We start from the raw sequence: 18,845 nt of genomic DNA on the forward strand, positions 1-18,845 counted from the left end.
TCCGGCGGTGCGGGCGCGGCCCCGCCGCCCCCTTCCGGGGTGCGCTTGCGGGTGGGTTTGTCGGTCGCCACGTCGCTCGTCACGCGGTCATCGTAGGGAGCGATGATCAGACCATCGGCCACGCGGCACCGACATGCCCCGATTCACCCGAAAACATGACCGCCCCCTCCGCCAAGGCCGCCGGGCCCTTCCAGAGGCGAAGTCCGGTGCCACGTGTACGTTTTCGGAGATTCACATCCAGTATGCGGTCTTCCAGTACGTCCATCGGAGACGTTTCCCGGATGTGTCGGCAGGGCCGTTCAGGTTTCCGCCACATGAGCGAAATCGCACAACGTGAGGACTCCGACACCGCTTGGCAATGCGGAAGTAACACGGCATCAGGTTGCGTAACGCGGGCGTAACTTCCGTGTGCGCGGGCGGAAACGGGGCGTCTCCACCCTGGCGTGAGCCTCGCGGTCGGCGGGGCGCCTGCCGACGGGAAGACGAGGGGCCGATGAACGCCGCCGCACTGCCGACGCAACTGGCCGCACCCGCCGAGATCGACACCGGGGACACCGCGTTCCTGCTGGTCGCCACGGCGCTCGTGCTGCTCATGACGCCCGGGCTCGCGCTGTTCTACGGCGGCATGGTCCGGGCGAAGAGCGTGCTCAACATGATCATGATGAGCTTCTCGGCCATCGCCGTGGTGACCGTGGTGTGGTTCGCGTTCGGCTACTCGTTCGCGTTCGGCGACGACCTCGGCGGCGGACTGCTGGGCGACCTCGGGCAGGTGTTCCTGCACGACGTCAAGCCGGACTCGGTCACCGGCACGGTCCCCACGCTGGTGTTCGCGGCCTTCCAGCTCACCTTCGCGATCATCACAGTCGCGCTGATCAGCGGCGCGATCGCGGACCGCGCGAAGTTCCGCGGCTGGCTGGTCTTCTGCGCCGCCTGGGTGGCGCTCGTGTACGTTCCGCTCGCGCACTGGGTGTGGGGCCCCGACGGCTGGATCCGCGAGCAGCTCGGCGCGCTGGACTTCGCGGGCGGCCTCGTCGTCGAGATCAACTCCGGTGCGGCCGGTCTCGCAGTGGCTCTGGTGGTCGGCCCGCGCCTCGGCTTCCGGCGCGACCCGATGCGCCCGCACAACCTGCCGCTGGTGATGCTCGGCGCCGGCCTGCTGTGGTTCGGCTGGTTCGGCTTCAACGCGGGGTCGGCGCTCGGCGCCAACGGGATCGCCGCGCAGTCGCTGGTCAACACGCAGGCCGCGGCGTGCTCCGCGCTGCTGGGCTGGCTGCTGGTGGAGAAGAAGCGCGACGGGCACGCGACGACGTTCGGAGCGGCGTCCGGCGCGGTCTCGGGCCTGGTGGCGATCACCCCGTCGTGCGGTGTCGTGGACATGCCGGGCGCCCTGGCGATCGGCCTGGTGGCCGGCGTGCTGTGCTCGTACGCGGTGGGCTGGAAGCACAAGTTCGGCTACGACGACTCGCTCGACGTGGTCGGCGTGCACTTCGTGGGCGGCGTGGTCGGCACGGTCCTGATCGGCGTGTTCGCGTGGGACGGTGTGACCGGCGGTCCGCGCGGCCTGATGCACGGCGGCGGCCTGGAACTGCTGGGCAAGCAGGTGGTCGCGGTGGTGGTGGCCGCGGTGTTCTCGTTCGTGGCGACGTACGCGATCGCGACGGTCGTGGAGCGCACCGTCGGTTTCCGGGCGTCGGCGGACGACGAACAGGCCGGACTCGACCTGGCCGTGCACGCGGAGACGGCCTACGATCTCGGTTCGGTCGGCGCCGCGTCGCACCTGTCGAAGCCGGGATCGCCCAAGCCGCTTCAGGTGCGGGTCGAGGCCGACGACGAATGAGGGACCGCCGCACCGGTCCGGGCGCCGGCCCGGCCCCGGACACGGACCCACCGACGCGCCGCCGGACGACGGCTGACAGGACTGGCGAACACCCATGCGACTGATCACCGCGGTCATCAAGCCGCACCGGCTCGACGACGTGAAGTCCGCGCTCCAGACGTTCGGTGTGCACGGGTTGACCGTCACCGAGGCCAGCGGCTTCGGACGGCAGCGCGGGCACACCGAGGTCTACCGGGGCGCCGAGTACCGCGTCGACCTGGTGCCGAAGATCCGCCTGGAGGTCGTCGTCGAGGACGACGACGCGGCGCCCGTCATGCAGATCATCACGAAGGCCGCGCACACCGGGAAGATCGGCGACGGCAAGGTGTGGAGCGTGCCGGTCGACACGATCATCCGGGTGCGCACCGGCGAGCGGGGGCCGGACGCGCTCTGAGGCGCTGTCCCGCGACCGGCGCGGACTGTGGTCCGCAGCCTCCGCGTTGGTCGGATCGGGTGCCCTCCACCTTGATCGAGTGTCCAGTTCACGCGTGGCGTGGTCGGGTGGGCGTACGCAAACCCCGTCATGGGGGAAGGTGGGTCCCGACAACACGGTGCGGCGAGCGGCAAGGGGCTGCGGGGCATGGCGGACGAACGCCTGGTGGTGACGGTCGGAAGGCCCTGGAGTCGCGGTGCGGCACTGCGCGATCCCGCGGAGGCGCACCGCGCCGCCACTCCGCTGGAGCTGTTCTTCGACCTGTGCTTCGTGGTCGCGGTCGCGCAGTTGACGGTCCGTCTGGAGCACGCGTACGCCACCCACCACGTCGGCAGCGGGATCATCAGCTTCCTCATGCTGATGTTCGCGATCTGGTGGGCCTGGATGAACTTCACGTGGTTCGCCACCGCGCACGACAGCGACGACGTGCCGTACCGGCTGCTGACGCTGCTTCAGATGGCCGGTGTGCTGATCCTCGCGTCGGGCGTCGAGGCGGCGTTCGACGAGGAGACGTACCGCATCGTCGTCGTGGGCTACATGGTCATGCGCATCGGGCTCGTCGCGCAGTGGCTGCGGGTGGCCCGGAGCCAGCCGTCGATAAGGGTGCGTGCGCACCGGTACGCGTTGGGCATCGGCCTCGTGCAGGTGGGGTGGCTCGCGCTGGTGGTCCCGGACTCGATCACCGCGTTCAAGATCGCGTTCCTCCCGCTGATCCTGTGCGAAGTGCTCGTGCCGATCTGGGCGGAGCGCGCCGGGGCGGGCGTGCTGTGGCACGCCGAGCACATCGCCGAGCGCTACGGCCTGTTCGCACTCATCATTCTCGGCGAGTCCATCCTCGCCGCGACCGTCGCGGTCAAGGACGCCACGGACGGGGGCGTCAGCGCCGCGATCATCACCGTCGCCGCGGGCGGGCTGGTCATCGCCTTCGCGTGCTGGTGGCTCTACTTCGACACGCTCGGCGGCGACGGGCCGGAGGACCAGGTGCGCGCGTTCACCTGGGGGTACGGCCACTACGTCGTCTTCGGCGCGCTCGCCGCGGTCGGCGGCGGCCTCGCGACGGCCGCCGCGGCGGTGGCGGACCACGGGGACCACCCGATCCCGGAGCGTACGGCGTCCCTGGCCGTCGCGGTCCCGCTCGCGCTGTTCCTGATCGCGGTGGCGGCGATCGCCCTGCGTGCGAAGGACAACTGCGGACCGCGGCGCCTGCGGGACTGGACGATCGCGGCGGCGGTCATCGTGGTGGCGGGCCTGTTCCTGCCGCCGGCGGGGGCGACCGCCGCGGCCGGGGTGGTGGCCGGCGTGCTCGTCACGGTCGAGACCGTGGCCGCCCACCGCCGTTACCGCGCGGCCGGCTCGGTGGGCGACGAAGCGGGCGCGGCGCGCTGAGCGCGGCGGCCTACAACTGCTCGGCGAGGTCGCTGTCCTCCGCGACCTCCTTGAGGCACCGCACCAGCAACTGCACGCCCTCACGCTCGCTGTCGGCCCGCCAGAAGGCCGTCACCGGCACGTCCGGCGTGCCGGTCAGCGGCACCTGGACGACCCCGCGCACCGGACGCTGACGCGCCCAACTTCGCGGCGAGATGCCGATGCCCTGGCGGTCGACGACCCGGGCGATGACGTCGTCCACGCTGCCGTACGCCTCGACGATCTCCGCCGCGCCCGCGCGCCGCAGCGCGTCGGTGACGCGCGCGTACAGGCGCGGGTGCGGGCCGCGGGGCCACACCACGATCGGCTCGTCGCCGACCAGGTCGGCCAGCTCGATGTCCTCCGCGGCGGCCTTCGGGTGGTCGGCCGGCAGCAGCGCGACGAAGGCGAACGTGCCGACCCGGGCCGACTCGAACCCGGTCCCCAGGTCCGGCATCCAGCCGATCCCGGCGTCGAGCACGCCCTCGCGCACATCGGCGACCTGACGGGCCGTCGGCTCGCTGGTCCACTGCACGCGCAGCTCGGGATGGCGTACGTGCAGCGCCGAGATGGCCGTCGACACCAGCGACGGACCGAGCCCGGAGGTATACCCCACACGCACCTGGCCGGCCTCGCGCGTGGCACGGCGGCGTACGTCCGCGCACGCGTCGTCGAGCAGCCGCAGCGCCTCGTCGACCTGGCGGCGGAACGCCTCGCCGACCGGCGTGAGGGTCACCGGGAGCGAGCTGCGGTCCACCAACCGGGCACCCAACTGCTGCTCAAGGCGGCGTACCGCTTTGGACACCATCGGCTGCGACAGGTACAGGCGCGCGGCGGCCCGGCCGAAGTGCCGCTCCTCGGCCACCGCGAGGAAGCTCCTCAGATCGCGCATTTCCATACCGCAATGATATGCCCCTACGGAATAACGTTAGCCGGGACTGGGGGCTTGGCCGCGGCGCGGCGAGCGGGTTTCCTGGAAGCGTCGAAAGCACATGCGACATTCCGCAGCACCCGGACGGACCAGGAGCCGAAGCCATGACGCTCGAGATTCCCCGCATCATCTCGGTGGACGACCACGTCGTCGAACCCCCGAACCTGTGGCAGGACCGGCTTCCGGCGAAGTTCAAGGACCGTGGCCCGCGCGTGGTGCGCGAGAAGGCGAAGTTCAACTTCGTCGGCGGCGTCTTCTCGTACGAGAAGGGCGCCGAGGACGGCGAGTGGTGCGACTGGTGGCTGTACGACGACCTGGTCTACCCGTTCCCCAAGCTCTCGGCGGCGGTCGGCTTCGACACGCTCGACGTGACGCCGGTCACCTTCGACGACATCCGTCCGGGCGCGTGGATCCAGTCCGAGCGCCTGAAGGACATGGCCGCGAACCACACCGACGCGTCCATATGCTTCCCCAACATCCTCCCGCGCTTCTGCGGCCAGGCGTTCTACGAGCGCCAGGACAAGGAGCTCGCGCTGCTGTGCGTGCAGGCGTACAACGACTGGATCATCGACGAGTGGTGTGCCGGTGACGGCAAGGGCATCCTCCTGCCGATGACGCTCATCCCGCTGTGGGACCCGGAGCTCGCCGCGAAGGAGGTGCGCCGCTGCGCCGCCAAGGGCTCGTTCGCGGTGGCGTTCTCGGAGAACCCGGTGCCGCTGGGCCTGCCGTCGGTGCACGACAAGGACCGCTTCTGGGACCCGTTCTTCCGCGCCTGCGAGGAGACGGACACGATCGTGTGCATGCACATCGGCTCGTCGTCCAAGATGCCCTCGACCTCGCCGGACGCGCCGTTCATCGTGTCGTCGACGCTGACCTTCCAGAACGCGATGGGCTCGCTGGTCGACTACATCTTCTCGGGCGTGCTGGACCGCTTCCCGAAGATGAAGATCGCGTACGCCGAGGGCCAGGTCGGCTGGATGCCGTACGTCCTGGAGCGTGCCGACAAGCTGTGGCACGAGCGCGACGACAACGACTTCGGCTCGTCGCTCGCGAACAAGCCGTCCTCGTACATCAAGGACCGCATCTACGGCTGCATCTTCGACGACGAGATCGGCCTCAAGAACCGCGACATCATCGGCATCGACCAGATCTGCTTCGAGGTCGACTACCCGCACGCGGACTCGACCTTCCCGCACACCCACAAGGTCGCGCTCGAGATCGCGACCCAGGCGGGCCTGACCCAGGAGGAGTGCTACAAGCTCTTCCGCGGCAACGCGATCAAGGCGTTCGGCCTGGAGCGGTTCGGCATCACGCAGTAGTAGCGGTAGTAGCGGGGGGAGACGAGGAAGCCGTCGTCGGCGGGGCAGTGGCCGTGGCAGTTGTGGGGGCAGCAGTCGCGGCGGTGGTCGACGATGGAGCAGTCGAGGGGGCCGGGGCCCCGGGCACACGCCCGGGGTCCCGGCCGTCGGCGTACCCGGGCCGCACGGACGGGTCCGCCGTCGCGGCGCGCTTGCGGCGCACCCTGTCGGGCCGGGCGCCGAGCAGGCCGCTCACTCCCGCTATACCCGCCATGACCAGCGCTCCCCCGCCCCAGTCCCACCCGGTCGGGCGCTCGCCCAGCACGACCGCGGCGGCGGCGATGCCGACGACCGGCACGAGCAGGCTGTAGGGCGCGACCGAGGAGGCCGGGAAGCGGCCCAGCAGGTTGTTCCACAGGCCGTAGCCGACGAACGTCGAGACGACCACGATGTAGCCGAGCGCCAGTACGCCCGACAGCCCCATGCCGGTGATCGCGTCGCGGTCGGCGGCCCAGCCCTCGAAGCCGAGGGACAGCGCGAACAGCGGCAGCGGTGCGACCAGCCCGGACCACACGACAAGCCCGAACCCGGCCTGGCTGCCCGCCTTGCGGGTGACCACGTTGCCCAGCCCCCACGACGCGCCGGCCGCGAGCAGCAGCAGGAACGACCCCGCCCCCGCGCTGTGGCCGCGCCCGACCGCGATGACCGCGAGTCCGGCCGCCGCGATGCCGAGTGCGACGAGGCGGCCGCGGGCCGGGCGTTCGCCGAGGTAGGCCATCGCGAACAGCACCGTGAACATCGCCTGGCACTGCAGCACGATGGAGGACAGCCCGGCGGGCATGCCCATGTGCATCGCGGTGAACAGGAAGCCGAACTGGCCGACACACACCAGCATTCCGACGCCCACGATGATGCGGGCGGGGACCTGCGGCCGGGGTACGAGGAACACCGCGGGGACGGCCACCAGGGTGAACCGCAGCGCGGCGAAGAGCAGCGGCGGGAACGCGTCGAGGCCGTAGTCGATGGCCACGAAGTTCAGTCCCCAGATGACGGCGACGAGCGTGGCCTGCAAGGTGTGCGTCCGCTGCATAGGCATGCAGGTCAGTCTGAGCGGATTCATCATCCACGACCAGCTACTTTTTCCGGACCCGATTCGGTAGTTTTCCTACATGGACATCAAGCGCCTGCGCATCCTCCAGACGCTCGCGCGGTACGGCACGGTCGCCGCGGCCGCCGAGAGCCTGCACCTGACGCCGTCCGCGGTGTCGCAGCAGTTGGCGGTGCTGGCGAAGGAGGCGGGCGTACCGCTGGTGGAGCGCAACGGGCGCGGCGTGCGCCTGACCGGCGCGGCCCAGGTGCTGCTGACGCACGCCGACGCGATCGGCGTACAGCTCGAACGCGCCCGGGCGGACCTCGCGGCGCACGCGCGCGGCGGGGTCGGGCAGGCGCAGGTCGCGGCGTTCCCGACGGCACTCGCCTATCTGCTGGCCCCCGCGGTCGCCCGGGTGCGCACGACGCACCCCGGCTGGCGCTTCGCGATCACCGAGCACGAGACCGAGGACTCGATCCCCAAGGTCATCTCCGGCGAGCTGGACCTCGCGGTGGTCATGAACTCACCGCAGGTCCCGACCGCCGACCATCCCACGGTCGTGCTGCACCCACTGCTGAGCGAGCCGGTGCACATGGCGCTGCCCGTCGGCCATCCGCTGGCCGACGAGGAGGTGCTCGACCTCGCGGAGCACCTGGTCGACGAGGAGTGGGTGCTCACCGCCGAAGGCACCGCGTGCCACGCGCTGGCGACGCAGTCGTGCGGGCAGGCGGGCTTCCAGCCGCGCGTGGGGCACTACGTCACCGACTTCGGCGCGGTGTACGCGGTGGTCGCGGCGGGCCTCGGCGTCGCGATGATGCCGCAGATGTCGGTCGCGTCGGCGCCGCCGGGCGTGGTGCTGCGCCCGCTGCGGGCGCCGGCGCCGCGGCGGCACCTGTTCGCGGCCGTACGCCGCGGCAGCGGGACGACCCCGCTCCTGCACGCGCTGCGTGAAGTGGGGCGGGAACTGGCCGGTTCCGATCACTGTGGCACCCCACATGACGCCGCCTTGTAGACCACCGCACGGTGTGCCCCGTTATCGTGGCGGCTATTGATTGAGCGTCAGCTAAGGACGCCCCGGAGGCCGGGGCGCACCCCTCACGCCAGGAGGACTGTATGGGCATCTGCGACGGTCGCGTTGTGGTGATCACGGGCGCCGGCAACGGCATCGGGCGCTCGCACGCGCTGGCATTCGCCGCCGAGGGAGCCAAGGTCGTCGTCAACGACCTCGGCGGATCGCGCGACGGTACGGGCGCCTCGGCCGGACCGGCGCAGGCGGTCGTCGACGAGATCGTGGCGGCGGGCGGCGAGGCGGTGGCGCACGCCGAGGACATCTCGACCTGGGACGGCGCGGAGTCGCTGATCAAGCTGGCGATCGACACGTTCGGCCGCATCGACGTGCTGGTCAACAACGCGGGCATCCTGCGCGACCGCATGCTCACCAACATGTCCGAAGCGGAGTGGGACGCGGTCATCAAGGTGCACCTCAAGGGCACCTTCGGCCCGGCGCACCACGCGGCGGCGCACTGGCGCACACTCGCCAAGGCGGGCGAGACCGTCGACGCGCGCATCATCAACACGTCGTCCCCGTCGGGCATCTTCGGCAACGTCGGCCAGACGAACTACGGTGCGGCCAAGGCCGGCATCGCGGCGTTCACCGTCATCGCGTCGCAGGAGCTGGGCCGGTACGGCGTCACCGTGAACGCCATCGCGCCCACCGCCCTCACCCGCATGACCGAGGACCTGGCGAACGTCGTCGGCGACAGCCCGGAGACGGCGGAGAAGCTGGCGCCGGAGAACATCTCGCCGCTGGTGGTGTGGCTCGGCTCCACCGCCTCGGCGGGCGTCACCGGCCGCGTCTTCTCGGTCGCGGGCGGCACGATCAGCGTCGCCGAGGGCTGGGCCAACGGCCCGACCGTCGACAAGGGCAGCCGCTGGACCCCGTCGGAGCTGTCGGACGTGATCCCCGACCTGGTCGCCAAGGCCGCCCCCAACGCGGGCATGGACGGAACGCGCCCCGTCCAGGGCTGACGCACCGTCACCAGTCGGCCCCCGGAGCGGATTGCGCCCCGGGGGCCGGCGCCTGCCCGGGCCCGCGCCGGCACGTCGGGGCGTGGCCGCGGTCCCGCCCGATCCCGACCGATCCCCACCCGCCCCGGCCCCGGCCGGGGTGACCCGTCTCTGGCAGACTACGCGTCTCTGACGTGCAAACTCGGGCCGCAACGGGGGAATCGGGCATGTGGAGTCGCGGGACCGTGCTGGGCGGCCGGTACGCCCTGGCCGAACGGCTGGGCGCCGGCGGCATGGGCGAGGTCTGGCAGGCCGACGACCGCGTGCTCGAACGCCGCGTCGCGGTCAAGATCCTGCTGCCCGCGCTGATGGCCGACGAGCGCTTCGCGGCGCGGTTCCGGCGTGAGGCCAAAGTCCTTGCGGCGCTGAGCCATCCGGGCATCGTGCACATCCACGACTACGGCGAGAGCGAGGCGGGGACGGATCCGCGCCTGGCGTACATCGTCATGGAACTCGTGGACGGGCGACCGCTCGACGCCGTCCTCACGGCCGAAGGGCCGCTGCCGCCGGGGCGCGTGCTCGACATCGCGGCCCTCTCGCTGGACGCCCTGCACGCCGCGCACCGGCGCGGCATCGTGCACCGGGACATCAAGCCCTCGAACCTCATGTTGCGCGCCGACGGCCAAGTGACCGTCACGGACTTCGGCATAGCCCACGCCACGGACGGGACCCGGCTCACCGCTTCCCACGCGGTTCTCGGAACGGCCCGCTACATCGCCCCCGAACAGGCCGAAGGCGGCCCGGCGGTCGCGGCCTCGGACCTGTATTCGCTGGGCGCGGTCTGCTACGAACTCCTCACCGGCCGCCCGCTGTTCACCGGCGCCAAGGTGCTGGAGATCATCCTCAAGCACATCAGGGAGCCCGCCCCCGAGCTGCCCGAGGAACTCCCGGAGCCGGTACGCGCCTTCGTGGCCCGGGCACTGCGCAAGGACCCCGCCGAGCGGTACGCGGACGCGGCGGCGATGGCGGCCGCGGCGCGTACGGCGGCGGGGGCCATGGCTGCGGATGCCGTGGCTGCGAGTGCCGTCAAAACGGACGCCACGGCCGTTGTTGCTCCAGCTGCCGCCCCGGCCGCCGTGGTTGCCGACCCGGCCCCGACCGATGCGACGGACCCGGTCGACGGCGTGGCCGTCACTGCGGGGACGACCGCCCCGACCGTCCCCGGCGTCGCGTTCGCCACGTCACGGGAGCAAACACCCGCCGTCACACCGGAGTCCGTGAAGTCGGCGGAGCCGGCAGAGCCGACGGCTGCAAAACCCGCGGACGCAAAACCGGCCGCCGCCGCGGTCGCATCGCCCGCAGTCGCGTCGCCCGCAGTCCCGTCGCCCGAAGTCGCGTCGCCTGCGGTCGCGTCGCCTGCGGTCGCGTCGCCTGCGGTCGCGTCGCCTGCGGCCCCGCCGCCTGCGACCGCCATGCCGACACCCCAGGGCACCCCGACCTCGTGGTGGAAACGGAACCGAATATCCGCGGCCCTGCTCGCCCTCGCCCTCCTCGTGGCCGCCGTCGCCACCGTGCTGTTCATCTCCTCGGGCCCCGGCGAGGCAGGCGCCGACGACTCGGCGGGCCGGCAGCCCGGGGACGGGAAGGTCGCGGCGGACGCACCGGCGGGCGACAGCCCCGCACCCGGCAGCCCCGAGGCGTCCCCTGGTGCGGCCTCGCCGTCACCGAGCCCCGGCAGCGGCACGCCGCCCCCGGGCGCGTCCGGCACACCTCAGGGTGCGGCGAACCCGCCGCCGGGCGGCGTCGCCCCGAACGCCTACGCGCCACCGCCCAACGGCGGCCAGGGCAACCCCACCGGCGGTGCCACGAAGGGCGGTTCCGGCGGTGCGTCCGGTGGCACCGGCGCCCCGAACAGTCCCAAACCGCCGACCTCGGCGCCCCCGGCCAAGCCCGGCACACCGCCCGGCTGTGGAGGCGCGGGGTGGGGGCAGATCATCAGCGTGCGCGACGGCCTCGCACTCGGCCTCGACAAGAACGAGCCCACGGCGGGGGGTTTCGTGGTCATGGGCGGCACCACGCAGTACGGGTGGGTGTACTCCGTACCCTCGTCGTGGTCCAACTTCACGACCTGCAACCTCGACGGCCACCCGCTCGAAGTCGTGGCGAGCTACCCCAGCTCGGGCGAGGTGCGCCTGGTAGACGGATTCTCGGTGACCACGAACTGGAAGGTGGTCAACGCCTCCACCGCCGGTGCGCACCTGATCCAGGACTACATGGGTGAGACGTGTCTCACCAACAACGGCAGCGGCCAGCGGGTGACGATGAAGGCATGCACGCCCGGCAACAAGTCCCAGGAGTGGCGGATCCCCTAGATGCCCGCAGCGCAGCAGACGCCAGCAGCACAGCCTGTCCCCCGAACCGTCCGGCCAGATGAGCTGCCCGCCGAGCCGGACCTCCTGCACCCGGTCGTCACCCCGGCGGGATCCCCGCGCGGGGCGGACGTGCTCACGATCGTCGACCTCGACGCGGGTGCGCGCGACCCGGACGCCGTCGCCCGGGCCCTCGCCGGCTCGACCCGCCTGACCATCGGCATCGCCCGCGAACCCTGGGACTACGCCCTGCAACCCGTCGTCGAGGCGCTGACCCTGACCCTGTGCCTCCCGGCTGTCGCCGCGCCGGGCCGCGCGCACGTCCCGGTGCCCGACCCGGCCGCCGCCGCTGCCGAGATCGCCGCCGCAGCGGACCGCACGCCGCGCGCGGCACTCGCCCTCGGGAACGTCCTGCGCATCAACGCCCGTCTGCTCGACGCCGCCGGGAGCCCGTGGACGCGCGGTGTGGAGGACGCCGTGGCGACCGAGTCGCTCGCGTACTCGGCGCTGCTCGCGGGCCCCGAGTTCGCGGCCTGGCGTACCGAGCATCCGCCGCGTCCCGAGCCCCCCGTACCGCCCGACGCGGTCCTGCTCGACCGCGGAGGCGACCTCCTGCGCATCACCCTCAACCGCCCCGACCGCCGCAACGCGCTGGGGCACGGCCTGCGGGACGCCCTGATCGACGGCCTCGACGTGCTCGCCGCAGACCCGGCGCTGCGCGCGGAACTCCGGGGATCGGGACCGTCGTTCAGCAGCGGCGGCGATCTGGACGAGTTCGGCACCGCGGCCGACCCGGCGACCGCGCATGTGGTACGCCTCGCCCGCAGCGCAGGCCTGCGCGTGCACCGCGACCGCGAGCGCATCACCCCCTACCTGCACGGCGCGTGCGTGGGCGCGGGCATCGAGGTCCCGGCCTTCGCGGCCACGGTCGTCGCGGCCCCTGACGCGTGGTGCCGGCTCCCGGAGTTGTCCCTCGGGCTCATCCCCGGCGCGGGCGGAACGGCGAGCGTCACCGCCCGGATCGGCCGCTGGCGTACGGCCTGGATGACCCTCACCGGTGCCCGGCTCACCGCCCGCCACGCGCTGGCCTGGGGCCTGGTCGACCGCCTCGAAGAACCCTCCTGAAGGTTCCGGGGTTCCGGGGTTCCGGGGTTCCGGGATTCTTCCGAGGCCCCGGCGCCCGGTCAGCTCGTTTCGTCGTCGGTGGCGCTCCGTGCCCGGCGCGGGCCGGGCGGCGGTAGTGCCCGCGTCGGCTGGGTGAACCGCAGGATGTTGCCGGAGGGGTCGAGGAACGCGCAGTCGCGGGCGCCGTCGGGCTGGTCGATGGGTTCTTGCATCACTTCGGCGCCGGTGGCCTCGATGTGCCGGAAGGTGGCGTCGCAGTCCCCGGTCGTGAACACGAGGCGGCTCAGGAGGCCCTTGGCCAGCAGCTCCCCGATCGCGTGCCGGTCGTCCGACGGGACGCCGGGGTCGGTGTCGGGCGCGGCGAGGAGGATCCGTACGTCCGGCTGTGCCGGCGGGCGGACGTGTATCCGCCGGCCGCCGTCGGGCCCGACGTCCTCGCCCACTTCGAAGCCGAGCACGTCCCGGTAGAAGCCGAGCGCGGCGTCGACGTCGTGCACCGCGAGGGCGCAGGACGCGAGCGCGAGATCCGTCCCGGTCACGGCTGCTCCCGGCGGTCGGCGGGGAGGAGGACGACGTCGAGGTCGCGGAGCCGGCCGGGGTCGGTGTCGACGGCGATGCGGGTGATCTTCCCGTCGGCGACGGTGAAGGTGATGACGGCGTTTGCTCGGCCTCGGTGCCACCAGACGGCTGCCGGGGCGCCGTCGACCAGGGCGAGCCGGGCGGCCTGGGCCCGTCCGGCGAAGAACGCGGCCACCGCGTGGGCGCCGCGGATCTCGAGGGCCACGGCGTCCGGGTCGAGCAGTTCGAGCAGGGCGGCGAAGTCCCCGTCCCGGGCCGCGGCGAGGAAGGCGGCGACGATCTCCCGTTTGGGGGACCGCGCGGCATCGGTCGCGTCGGCCGTGCCCTGGACCCGGCGCCGGGCGCGGCTGGCGAGTTGCCGGGTCGCCGCCGGGGAGCGGTCGATGATGGCGCCGATCTCGGCGAACGACACAGCGAAGACGTCGTGCAGGACGAACGCGAGCCGCTCGGCGGGCGTCAGCGTGTCCAGCACCACCATGAGCGCCACGCCGACCGCATCGGCCGTCACCGCCTCGTCCTCGGGGGTGGCCGGTCCGTCCGGGTGGGGGCTCGGGTGCGGCGCCTCGGGCTCGGGCGGCAGTGCCCCTGCCGCGTCCTCACGCCGCGCCCGGCGTGCTTCGAGCATGTTCAGGCAGACCCGGGCCACGATGGTGGTCAGCCACGCCCCCGGGTTCTCCACCTGGTCGGTGTCGGCGCGGCCGACCCGCAGCCAGGCCTCCTGCACCGCGTCCTCGGCCTCCGCGCGGGAGCCCAGCATGCGGTACGCCACCGCCTGCAGGCGGTCCTGGTGCTCGGCGAACCGTGCGCTCAGCCAGTCTGGCTCGACCATCCGTCACATTCCTCCGTTCGTGCCTGTCATACGTAATGACCGGCGAACCCGCCCCGATGTGACGGGCGGGTCCGGGCCCGCCGTCCGCCGGGACGGCGCGCGGAACCCCAGGCACCGCGCGGAACCCCCAAGGCACCGCGCGGACCCCCCAAGCACAAGGAGTCACGGCATGAAGGCGCACGTCAGCTCGATCCTGCTCGGCGTCCAGGACATGGATCGGGCCAAGCAGTTCTACACCGAGGGGCTCGGCTGGAAGATCAAGGACAACTACGGCGTCTCGGTGTTCTTCGAGTCGGACGGCGCCTCGCCGGTCGGCTTCTACGGGCGTGAGGGCCTGGCGGACCAGGTGGGCACGGGCGCGGAGGGAACCGGCTTCAGCGGGCTGGTGCTCACGTACGTGGTCCGCAGTGAGAAGCGGGTCGACGAGATCATGGCGGAGGCCGAAGCCGCCGGGGCCACGGTCCTCAAGCCGGCCGGCGCCCTGCCCTGGGGCGGGTACGGCGGCACCTTCGCCGACCCGGACGGGTACATCTGGAGCCTCGGCTTCAGCGCCCAGGGAACGGACCAGCTCTACGCGGAGTAGTCCCGCACGCGGTGGCTGTCGGCCTGCCGGGCTGTGACCCGCGGACGCCCGGGACGGCACGGCGGGCCGCTGCCGTCCCGGGCGTCCGCAACGGAGACAATCAGGCGGAGCGGTCGGCCGGATCCGGGGCAGGCCGGCAGTACAACGGGGCAGAACAGTGGGAGAGAGACCGTGAAGTTCCAGACGTACGTCGAACCGCCCGAGCCCATGCGCGGGCTGGAAGTGCCGCCCGAAGTGGTGCAGGCGCTCGGCGGCGGCGCACGGCCGCCGGTGACGATCACGGTCAACGGGCACACCTGGAAGAGCCGCGTCGCCATCCTGCGCGGCCGCCATCTGCTCGGCCTCAGCAACGCCAACCGGCAGGCGGCGGGTGTCGAGATCGGCGAGCCGGTGGAGGTCGAGGTCGAGCTGGACACCGAACCCCGCACCGTCGTCGAGCCCGAGGACTTCGCCCGGGCGCTGGACGACGACCCTGTCGCCCGCGCGGCGTACGACAACCTCTCGCACAGCCGCAAGCGCGAGCACGTGCTCGCCATCGAGAGCGCGAAGAAGCCCGAGACGCGCCAACGGCGCATCGACAAGGCCATCGCCGCCCTGCGGGGCTGAACCCCGGTGCCGCTCAGCTCGGCCGGGGCTCCGAGGCGGCCGACCGGCCCGACGGGTCGAGGCCGAGGGTGGGGAGGAGTTCGGCCTCTTCGAAGGCGAAGTGCCGGTCGAGGTCGGCGGCCAGGGTGTCCAGTTCGGCGCGCAGGGTGGGGACTTCCTCGCCGCGGGCGATGCGGTGGGCGAGGGACTCGACGGTGCGGAGGGCGGCCACGACGCCGCGGTGCTCTTCGCGCAACTGATCGAGCGTCGGCTTGAGTTCGGGGTACGCGGCCTCGATCGCGGCGAAGGCGGTCCCCTCGCCGTCGTGGTGGGTGCCGAGCGCGGCGCAGAACCCGAGGCAGTGGGCCGCCAGGCCGGCCGGCCGTGCGCCTGCCGGCAGTGCGGCGTCGCCCCGCAGTGCCGCGATCACCGCGCGCAAGTCGGCGTGGGCGGCGAGGAGTTGACGCCCGGCGGCACGGGCACGTTCCGGATCGCCCGCGAAGTCGAGGCGGAGCAGTGCCACGACGGGGATGACGCGCTCGGTGCCGGCCTGGTAGGCGGCGTACGCCGGCACCCGCTCCCCCTGCAACGCGTAGAGCCGGTCCCGTTCTTCGCCCTCCAGCAGTACCGCTGTGCCGGTGAACTCCTCGATGCCGGAGGCGTCTTCGTACGGCACCTCCACGGTCACGCGCGGCGACGCCAGGAGGTTGTGGTACCAGAACGGGTGGGTGTCCTGCCCGGCGTTGGAGGCGAAGACGAGGAGGCGGTGTCCCTCCCGGAGGTAGCCGAGCGGCGTGGTGTGGGAAAGGCCGCTGCGCCTCCCCTGCGTGGTCAGCAGGAGCAGGTCGGCGCCCTCGAACATACCTCCGACGCGGCCGCGGTTGGCGCGGAACTCGCGGATGACGGCCTGGTTCCATTCGGCGGGGGTGGTCGGCTCGGTGTGCTGCCCGGTCATGGGGTGCCCTCCCGGTATCGTCGGCACGACGAAACAGACTTTGCTTTGCAAGCAAAGCATCTTTGATGGCAAAGCTATTTTGGAGGGCTGCCGGTGTCAAGCGACCGCACGGCCGCGCGCTCGGACGATGCCGCCGGGCCCGCTGCCCCCGGGAACCTGGGCGTCGACGACGCGATCCGGACGCTTTTGCTGCTGATGCCGCGCATGGTCGGCCGGGCGAAACGCCTCGCGGTCCCGGAGGAGCTGCGCTCGTCCGCGCTGGCGCCCCGGCACCTGTCGCTGCTCGCGTACCTGCTCTTCGACGGCCCGATGACGGTCAACGAGCTGGCGGGGCGCCTGGAAGTGGCCCCCGCGACGGTGAGCCTGATGGTCGGCGACCTCGACAAGAAGGGCATCCTCGAACGCACCTCCGATCCGGCCGACCGCCGCCGCACGATCGTGAGCATCACCGAAGCCCGGCGCCCGGCGATCGAGGACTGGCTCGGGCAGAGCGCGAGGGCCTGGCGTACCGCGCTGGCACCGCTGACCGACGCCGAGCGGGCACTGTTCACGAGCACGCTCGCGGCGTACGAGCGGGCACTGTCGGACCCCGAAGACGCGACCTGACGACCCATCAGCAAAACTGGACGGGCCCGACCCCGCGTACGGAACGGAGGCCGCCATGGCCCGCGTGTACGAGATCGACTCCGTGGTCCCCGTCATCGACCCGACCGCGTTCGTCCACCCCGACGCGGTACTGGTCGGCGACGTCATCATCGGCCCGCGCGCGTACATCGGCCCGCTGGCCAGCCTGCGCGGGGACTTCGGCCGCATCACCGTCGGTCCCGGCGCCAACGTCCAGGACGGGTGCGTCGTGCACTGCTTCCCCGGCACCGACACCACCATCGAGGAGGACGGGCACGTCGGCCACGGCGCAATCCTGCACGGCTGCCATGTGGGCCGCGGCGTCCTCGTCGGGATGAACGCGGTGGTGATGGACGGAGTACGCCTGGGCGACTACGCGTTCGTCGCGGCCAACACATTCGTCAAGGCCGGGACGGTCGTCCCCGAGAAGCACCTCGTCGCCGGCACTCCCGGCGTCGTGACGCGCGAGCTGAGCGAGACGGAACTCGCCTGGAAGGCCAACGGCACGCGCGTCTACCAGGACCTGGCCGTACGCTCCCTCGCGAGCCTGCGCCCGGCCGAGGCCCGCACCGAAGTCGAGCCCGACCGCCGCCGGGTCAGCACCGACCCGTCGGTCGCCGTACCGCTGCACACCTACCGCGAGACGCACGCCAAGGACTGACTCCGCGTCACATACCGTCCGGCAGCGCGCTCTTGATGACGTCGAAGCGTGCGCCGAAGGGGTCGGCGAGCATCGCCATGCGCCCCACGCCCGGCAGATCGTCGGCGGCCACGATCACGGACGCGCCGTTGCCGACCGCGCGTTCGACGGCCGTGTCGCAGTCGGCGACCTCGAAGTACGGGTACCACTGCGGCGCGGCGTCGCTGCCCGGCACGCCCGGCGGCAGCGCGACGATGCCGCCGGACTCGCCGTCCCCGCCCGTCCGCGCGGCGGGCGTGATCACCGTGTAGTCGATGCCGGGCACCGGAGCGGTGCCGAACTGCCAGGCGAACACGGCCCCGTAGAACTCCGTCGCGGCCGCGGTGTCAGCCGTCAGCAACTCGGTCCAGGCCAGCGACCCAGCCGAGTCGACGACCTCCAGCCCTTTGGTGTCGCCCGGCTGCCAGGCCGCGAAGCGCGCACCCGCGCGGTCGGCGTAGTGGGCCGTGCGGCCCGCGCCCGGCATGTCCGACGGCGGGTGGAGGACGGTGCCGCCGGCCTGCTCGACGGCCTTGGTCAGCGCCTCCACGTCGGTGGTGTGGAAGTACAGCGTCCACGCCGCCGTGTCGTCGGCACCCCGGCACGGACCCGCCGCCGCGGCTATCCGGCCGCCGAGCCGGAACATGCCGTAGTTTCCGGCCGCCTCCCCCCGCGACTCGAACTCCCACTCGAACACCGTGGAGTAGAAGGCCGCCGACGCGTCGACGTCGGGGGACGCGAGGTCGACCCAGATCGGCGAGCCGGGGGTGTATTGCGTGGTGAGCATCAGAGTCCTCCAGAGAGACGGCCGTCCGCGTTATTCGAACAATTATTCGATCAAACGCCGGTGATCGCCAGCGGATCGCCGCTTTCCGGCCAGATCCGCGGCCGGCGGGGGTCGGACGTGAGACCGGTTACATCTGCCCCAAAAGGCGTTTAAAACACCTTTGCCGGTGACCTAGGCTGCAACGGACACCATCCGAGCACCGCGCGAGTCCCGCCCGCCGCCGCGCGTCGGACCTCCGCCCGCGAGCCGGAAGGGCAGCGCCTTGATACTCCCCGCCACGATCTGCTTCGCCGCGCTCGCGATCCTCACCCTCATCGCCGCCGCCACCGGCTACCGCGGCCTGGTCTGCGACCGCGACCGCGGGTACCCCGTACCCGACCACGTCGCCCGCACTCCCCACCTCGCCCGGCGCGCGAACCAGAGCGTCGCCTTTTGGTGCACCGGCACGGCAGTACTGAGCGTCGCGCCGCTGTTCCCCCTCGTCCGCATGCTCACCGACGGCATCGAGGGCCAGAACCTCACGGTCAGCTCGGTCGCCGTCCTCGTGGCGTACGGCGCCCTCCTCGTCGCCATCGGCCGCCTCCCCTTCGCGCTCATCAAGCGCTACACCGCCGAGCCCGCGTAACCCTCTCCCGGCACCCGGCCGCAACTGCCGCACGCACAGTCGGTCGGTCCACCAACCCGGTGACGC

Annotated in this window: 19 protein-coding genes; 13 read left to right on the top strand and 6 right to left on the bottom strand. The window is 72.2% G+C overall.

What is annotated here, in order from left to right; genetic code table 11:
* The first annotated feature begins 493 nt into the window (after positions 1-493).
* The 3 genes from AB0C36_RS25620 (at position 494) to AB0C36_RS25630 (ending at position 3,695) form a co-directional block, all read left to right on the top strand.
* Positions 494-1,837, top strand: coding sequence for an ammonium transporter (locus AB0C36_RS25620; RefSeq protein WP_358357932.1), 1,344 nt, complete (start codon positions 494-496; stop codon positions 1,835-1,837).
* A 94-nt stretch (positions 1,838-1,931) separates the two neighbouring features.
* On the top strand, positions 1,932-2,270 hold the full coding sequence (locus AB0C36_RS25625; protein ID WP_358357935.1) for a P-II family nitrogen regulator: 339 nt from the start codon (positions 1,932-1,934) through the stop codon (positions 2,268-2,270).
* 186 nt (positions 2,271-2,456) lie between these two features.
* Positions 2,457-3,695, top strand: a complete 1,239-nt coding sequence (locus tag AB0C36_RS25630; protein WP_358357937.1) for a low temperature requirement protein A — start codon at positions 2,457-2,459, stop codon at positions 3,693-3,695.
* Positions 3,696-3,705: 10 nt separating this feature from the next.
* Here AB0C36_RS25630 and AB0C36_RS25635 read toward each other — a convergent pair whose 3' ends face one another.
* Positions 3,706-4,611, bottom strand: coding sequence for a LysR family transcriptional regulator (locus AB0C36_RS25635; protein WP_358357939.1), 906 nt, complete (start codon positions 4,609-4,611; stop codon positions 3,706-3,708).
* A gap of 137 nt (positions 4,612-4,748) precedes the next feature.
* Here AB0C36_RS25635 and AB0C36_RS25640 point away from each other — a divergent pair, with 137 nt between their 5' ends.
* Positions 4,749-5,963, top strand: coding sequence for an amidohydrolase family protein (locus AB0C36_RS25640; protein WP_358357941.1), 1,215 nt, complete (start codon positions 4,749-4,751; stop codon positions 5,961-5,963).
* Here AB0C36_RS25640 and AB0C36_RS25645 read toward each other — a convergent pair.
* The gene (locus AB0C36_RS25645; protein WP_358357943.1) at positions 5,953-7,038 is read right to left on the bottom strand and encodes an EamA family transporter; all 1,086 of its coding nucleotides are present in this window, start codon (positions 7,036-7,038) and stop codon (positions 5,953-5,955) included. The genes AB0C36_RS25640 and AB0C36_RS25645 overlap by 11 nt on opposite strands.
* Before the next feature lie 73 nt (positions 7,039-7,111).
* Here AB0C36_RS25645 and AB0C36_RS25650 point away from each other — a divergent pair, with 73 nt between their 5' ends.
* The 4 genes from AB0C36_RS25650 to AB0C36_RS25665 all read left to right on the top strand — a co-directional run bounded on the left by AB0C36_RS25650 (position 7,112) and on the right by AB0C36_RS25665 (position 12,533).
* Positions 7,112-8,044, top strand: coding sequence for a LysR family transcriptional regulator (locus tag AB0C36_RS25650; RefSeq protein WP_358357945.1), 933 nt, complete (start codon positions 7,112-7,114; stop codon positions 8,042-8,044).
* 101 nt (positions 8,045-8,145) lie between these two features.
* Positions 8,146-9,060 carry an SDR family oxidoreductase gene (locus AB0C36_RS25655; RefSeq protein WP_358357946.1) on the top strand — a complete coding sequence of 305 codons (915 nt, stop codon included), beginning with the start codon at positions 8,146-8,148 and terminating at the stop codon, positions 9,058-9,060.
* A 206-nt stretch (positions 9,061-9,266) separates the two neighbouring features.
* Positions 9,267-11,411 carry a serine/threonine-protein kinase gene (locus AB0C36_RS25660; RefSeq protein WP_358357948.1) on the top strand — a complete coding sequence of 715 codons (2,145 nt, stop codon included), beginning with the start codon at positions 9,267-9,269 and terminating at the stop codon, positions 11,409-11,411.
* The gene (locus AB0C36_RS25665; protein WP_358357949.1) at positions 11,412-12,533 is read left to right on the top strand and encodes an enoyl-CoA hydratase/isomerase family protein; all 1,122 of its coding nucleotides are present in this window, start codon (positions 11,412-11,414) and stop codon (positions 12,531-12,533) included.
* A gap of 59 nt (positions 12,534-12,592) precedes the next feature.
* On the opposite strand, the gene AB0C36_RS25670 is transcribed toward AB0C36_RS25665, so the two are convergent.
* Positions 12,593-13,072: a VOC family protein gene (locus AB0C36_RS25670; RefSeq protein WP_358357951.1), complete on the bottom strand. Its 480-nt coding sequence runs from the start codon at positions 13,070-13,072 to the stop codon at positions 12,593-12,595.
* Positions 13,069-13,941, bottom strand: a complete 873-nt coding sequence (locus AB0C36_RS25675; RefSeq protein ID WP_358357953.1) for a sigma-70 family RNA polymerase sigma factor — start codon at positions 13,939-13,941, stop codon at positions 13,069-13,071. The genes AB0C36_RS25670 and AB0C36_RS25675 overlap by 4 nt, the downstream gene beginning before the upstream one ends.
* Before the next feature lie 169 nt (positions 13,942-14,110).
* Here AB0C36_RS25675 and AB0C36_RS25680 point away from each other — a divergent pair, with 169 nt between their 5' ends.
* Positions 14,111-14,524, top strand: a complete 414-nt coding sequence (locus AB0C36_RS25680; RefSeq protein WP_358357955.1) for a VOC family protein — start codon at positions 14,111-14,113, stop codon at positions 14,522-14,524.
* A gap of 171 nt (positions 14,525-14,695) precedes the next feature.
* Positions 14,696-15,130, top strand: coding sequence for a YdeI/OmpD-associated family protein (locus tag AB0C36_RS25685; protein WP_358357956.1), 435 nt, complete (start codon positions 14,696-14,698; stop codon positions 15,128-15,130).
* A gap of 13 nt (positions 15,131-15,143) precedes the next feature.
* Here the strand turns inward: AB0C36_RS25685 and AB0C36_RS25690 are convergent, their stop codons facing one another.
* Complete coding sequence (locus AB0C36_RS25690) at positions 15,144-16,064, bottom strand: nitroreductase/quinone reductase family protein (protein WP_358357959.1); 921 nt, start codon at positions 16,062-16,064, stop codon at positions 15,144-15,146.
* A 195-nt stretch (positions 16,065-16,259) separates the two neighbouring features.
* Between AB0C36_RS25690 and AB0C36_RS25695 the strand changes: the two genes are divergently transcribed.
* Both AB0C36_RS25695 and AB0C36_RS25700 read left to right on the top strand, forming a co-directional pair.
* Positions 16,260-16,670, top strand: a complete 411-nt coding sequence (locus AB0C36_RS25695; RefSeq protein WP_358358014.1) for a MarR family winged helix-turn-helix transcriptional regulator — start codon at positions 16,260-16,262, stop codon at positions 16,668-16,670.
* Between the two features lie 55 nt (positions 16,671-16,725).
* The gene (locus tag AB0C36_RS25700; RefSeq protein ID WP_358357962.1) at positions 16,726-17,349 is read left to right on the top strand and encodes a DapH/DapD/GlmU-related protein; all 624 of its coding nucleotides are present in this window, start codon (positions 16,726-16,728) and stop codon (positions 17,347-17,349) included.
* Between the two features lie 7 nt (positions 17,350-17,356).
* Here AB0C36_RS25700 and AB0C36_RS25705 read toward each other — a convergent pair whose 3' ends face one another.
* Entirely contained in the window at positions 17,357-18,154 is a 798-nt protein-coding gene (locus AB0C36_RS25705) for a VOC family protein (protein ID WP_358357965.1), read from the bottom strand.
* A gap of 262 nt (positions 18,155-18,416) precedes the next feature.
* On the opposite strand from AB0C36_RS25705, the gene AB0C36_RS25710 reads away from it, so the two are divergent.
* Complete coding sequence (locus AB0C36_RS25710) at positions 18,417-18,779, top strand: hypothetical protein (protein ID WP_358357968.1); 363 nt, start codon at positions 18,417-18,419, stop codon at positions 18,777-18,779.
* Positions 18,780-18,845: the final 66 nt, after the last annotated feature.

The sequence above is a fragment of the Streptodolium elevatio genome (assembly GCF_040649515.1).
In the GTDB taxonomy this organism is placed as follows: domain Bacteria; phylum Actinomycetota; class Actinomycetes; order Streptomycetales; family Streptomycetaceae; genus Yinghuangia; species Yinghuangia elevatio.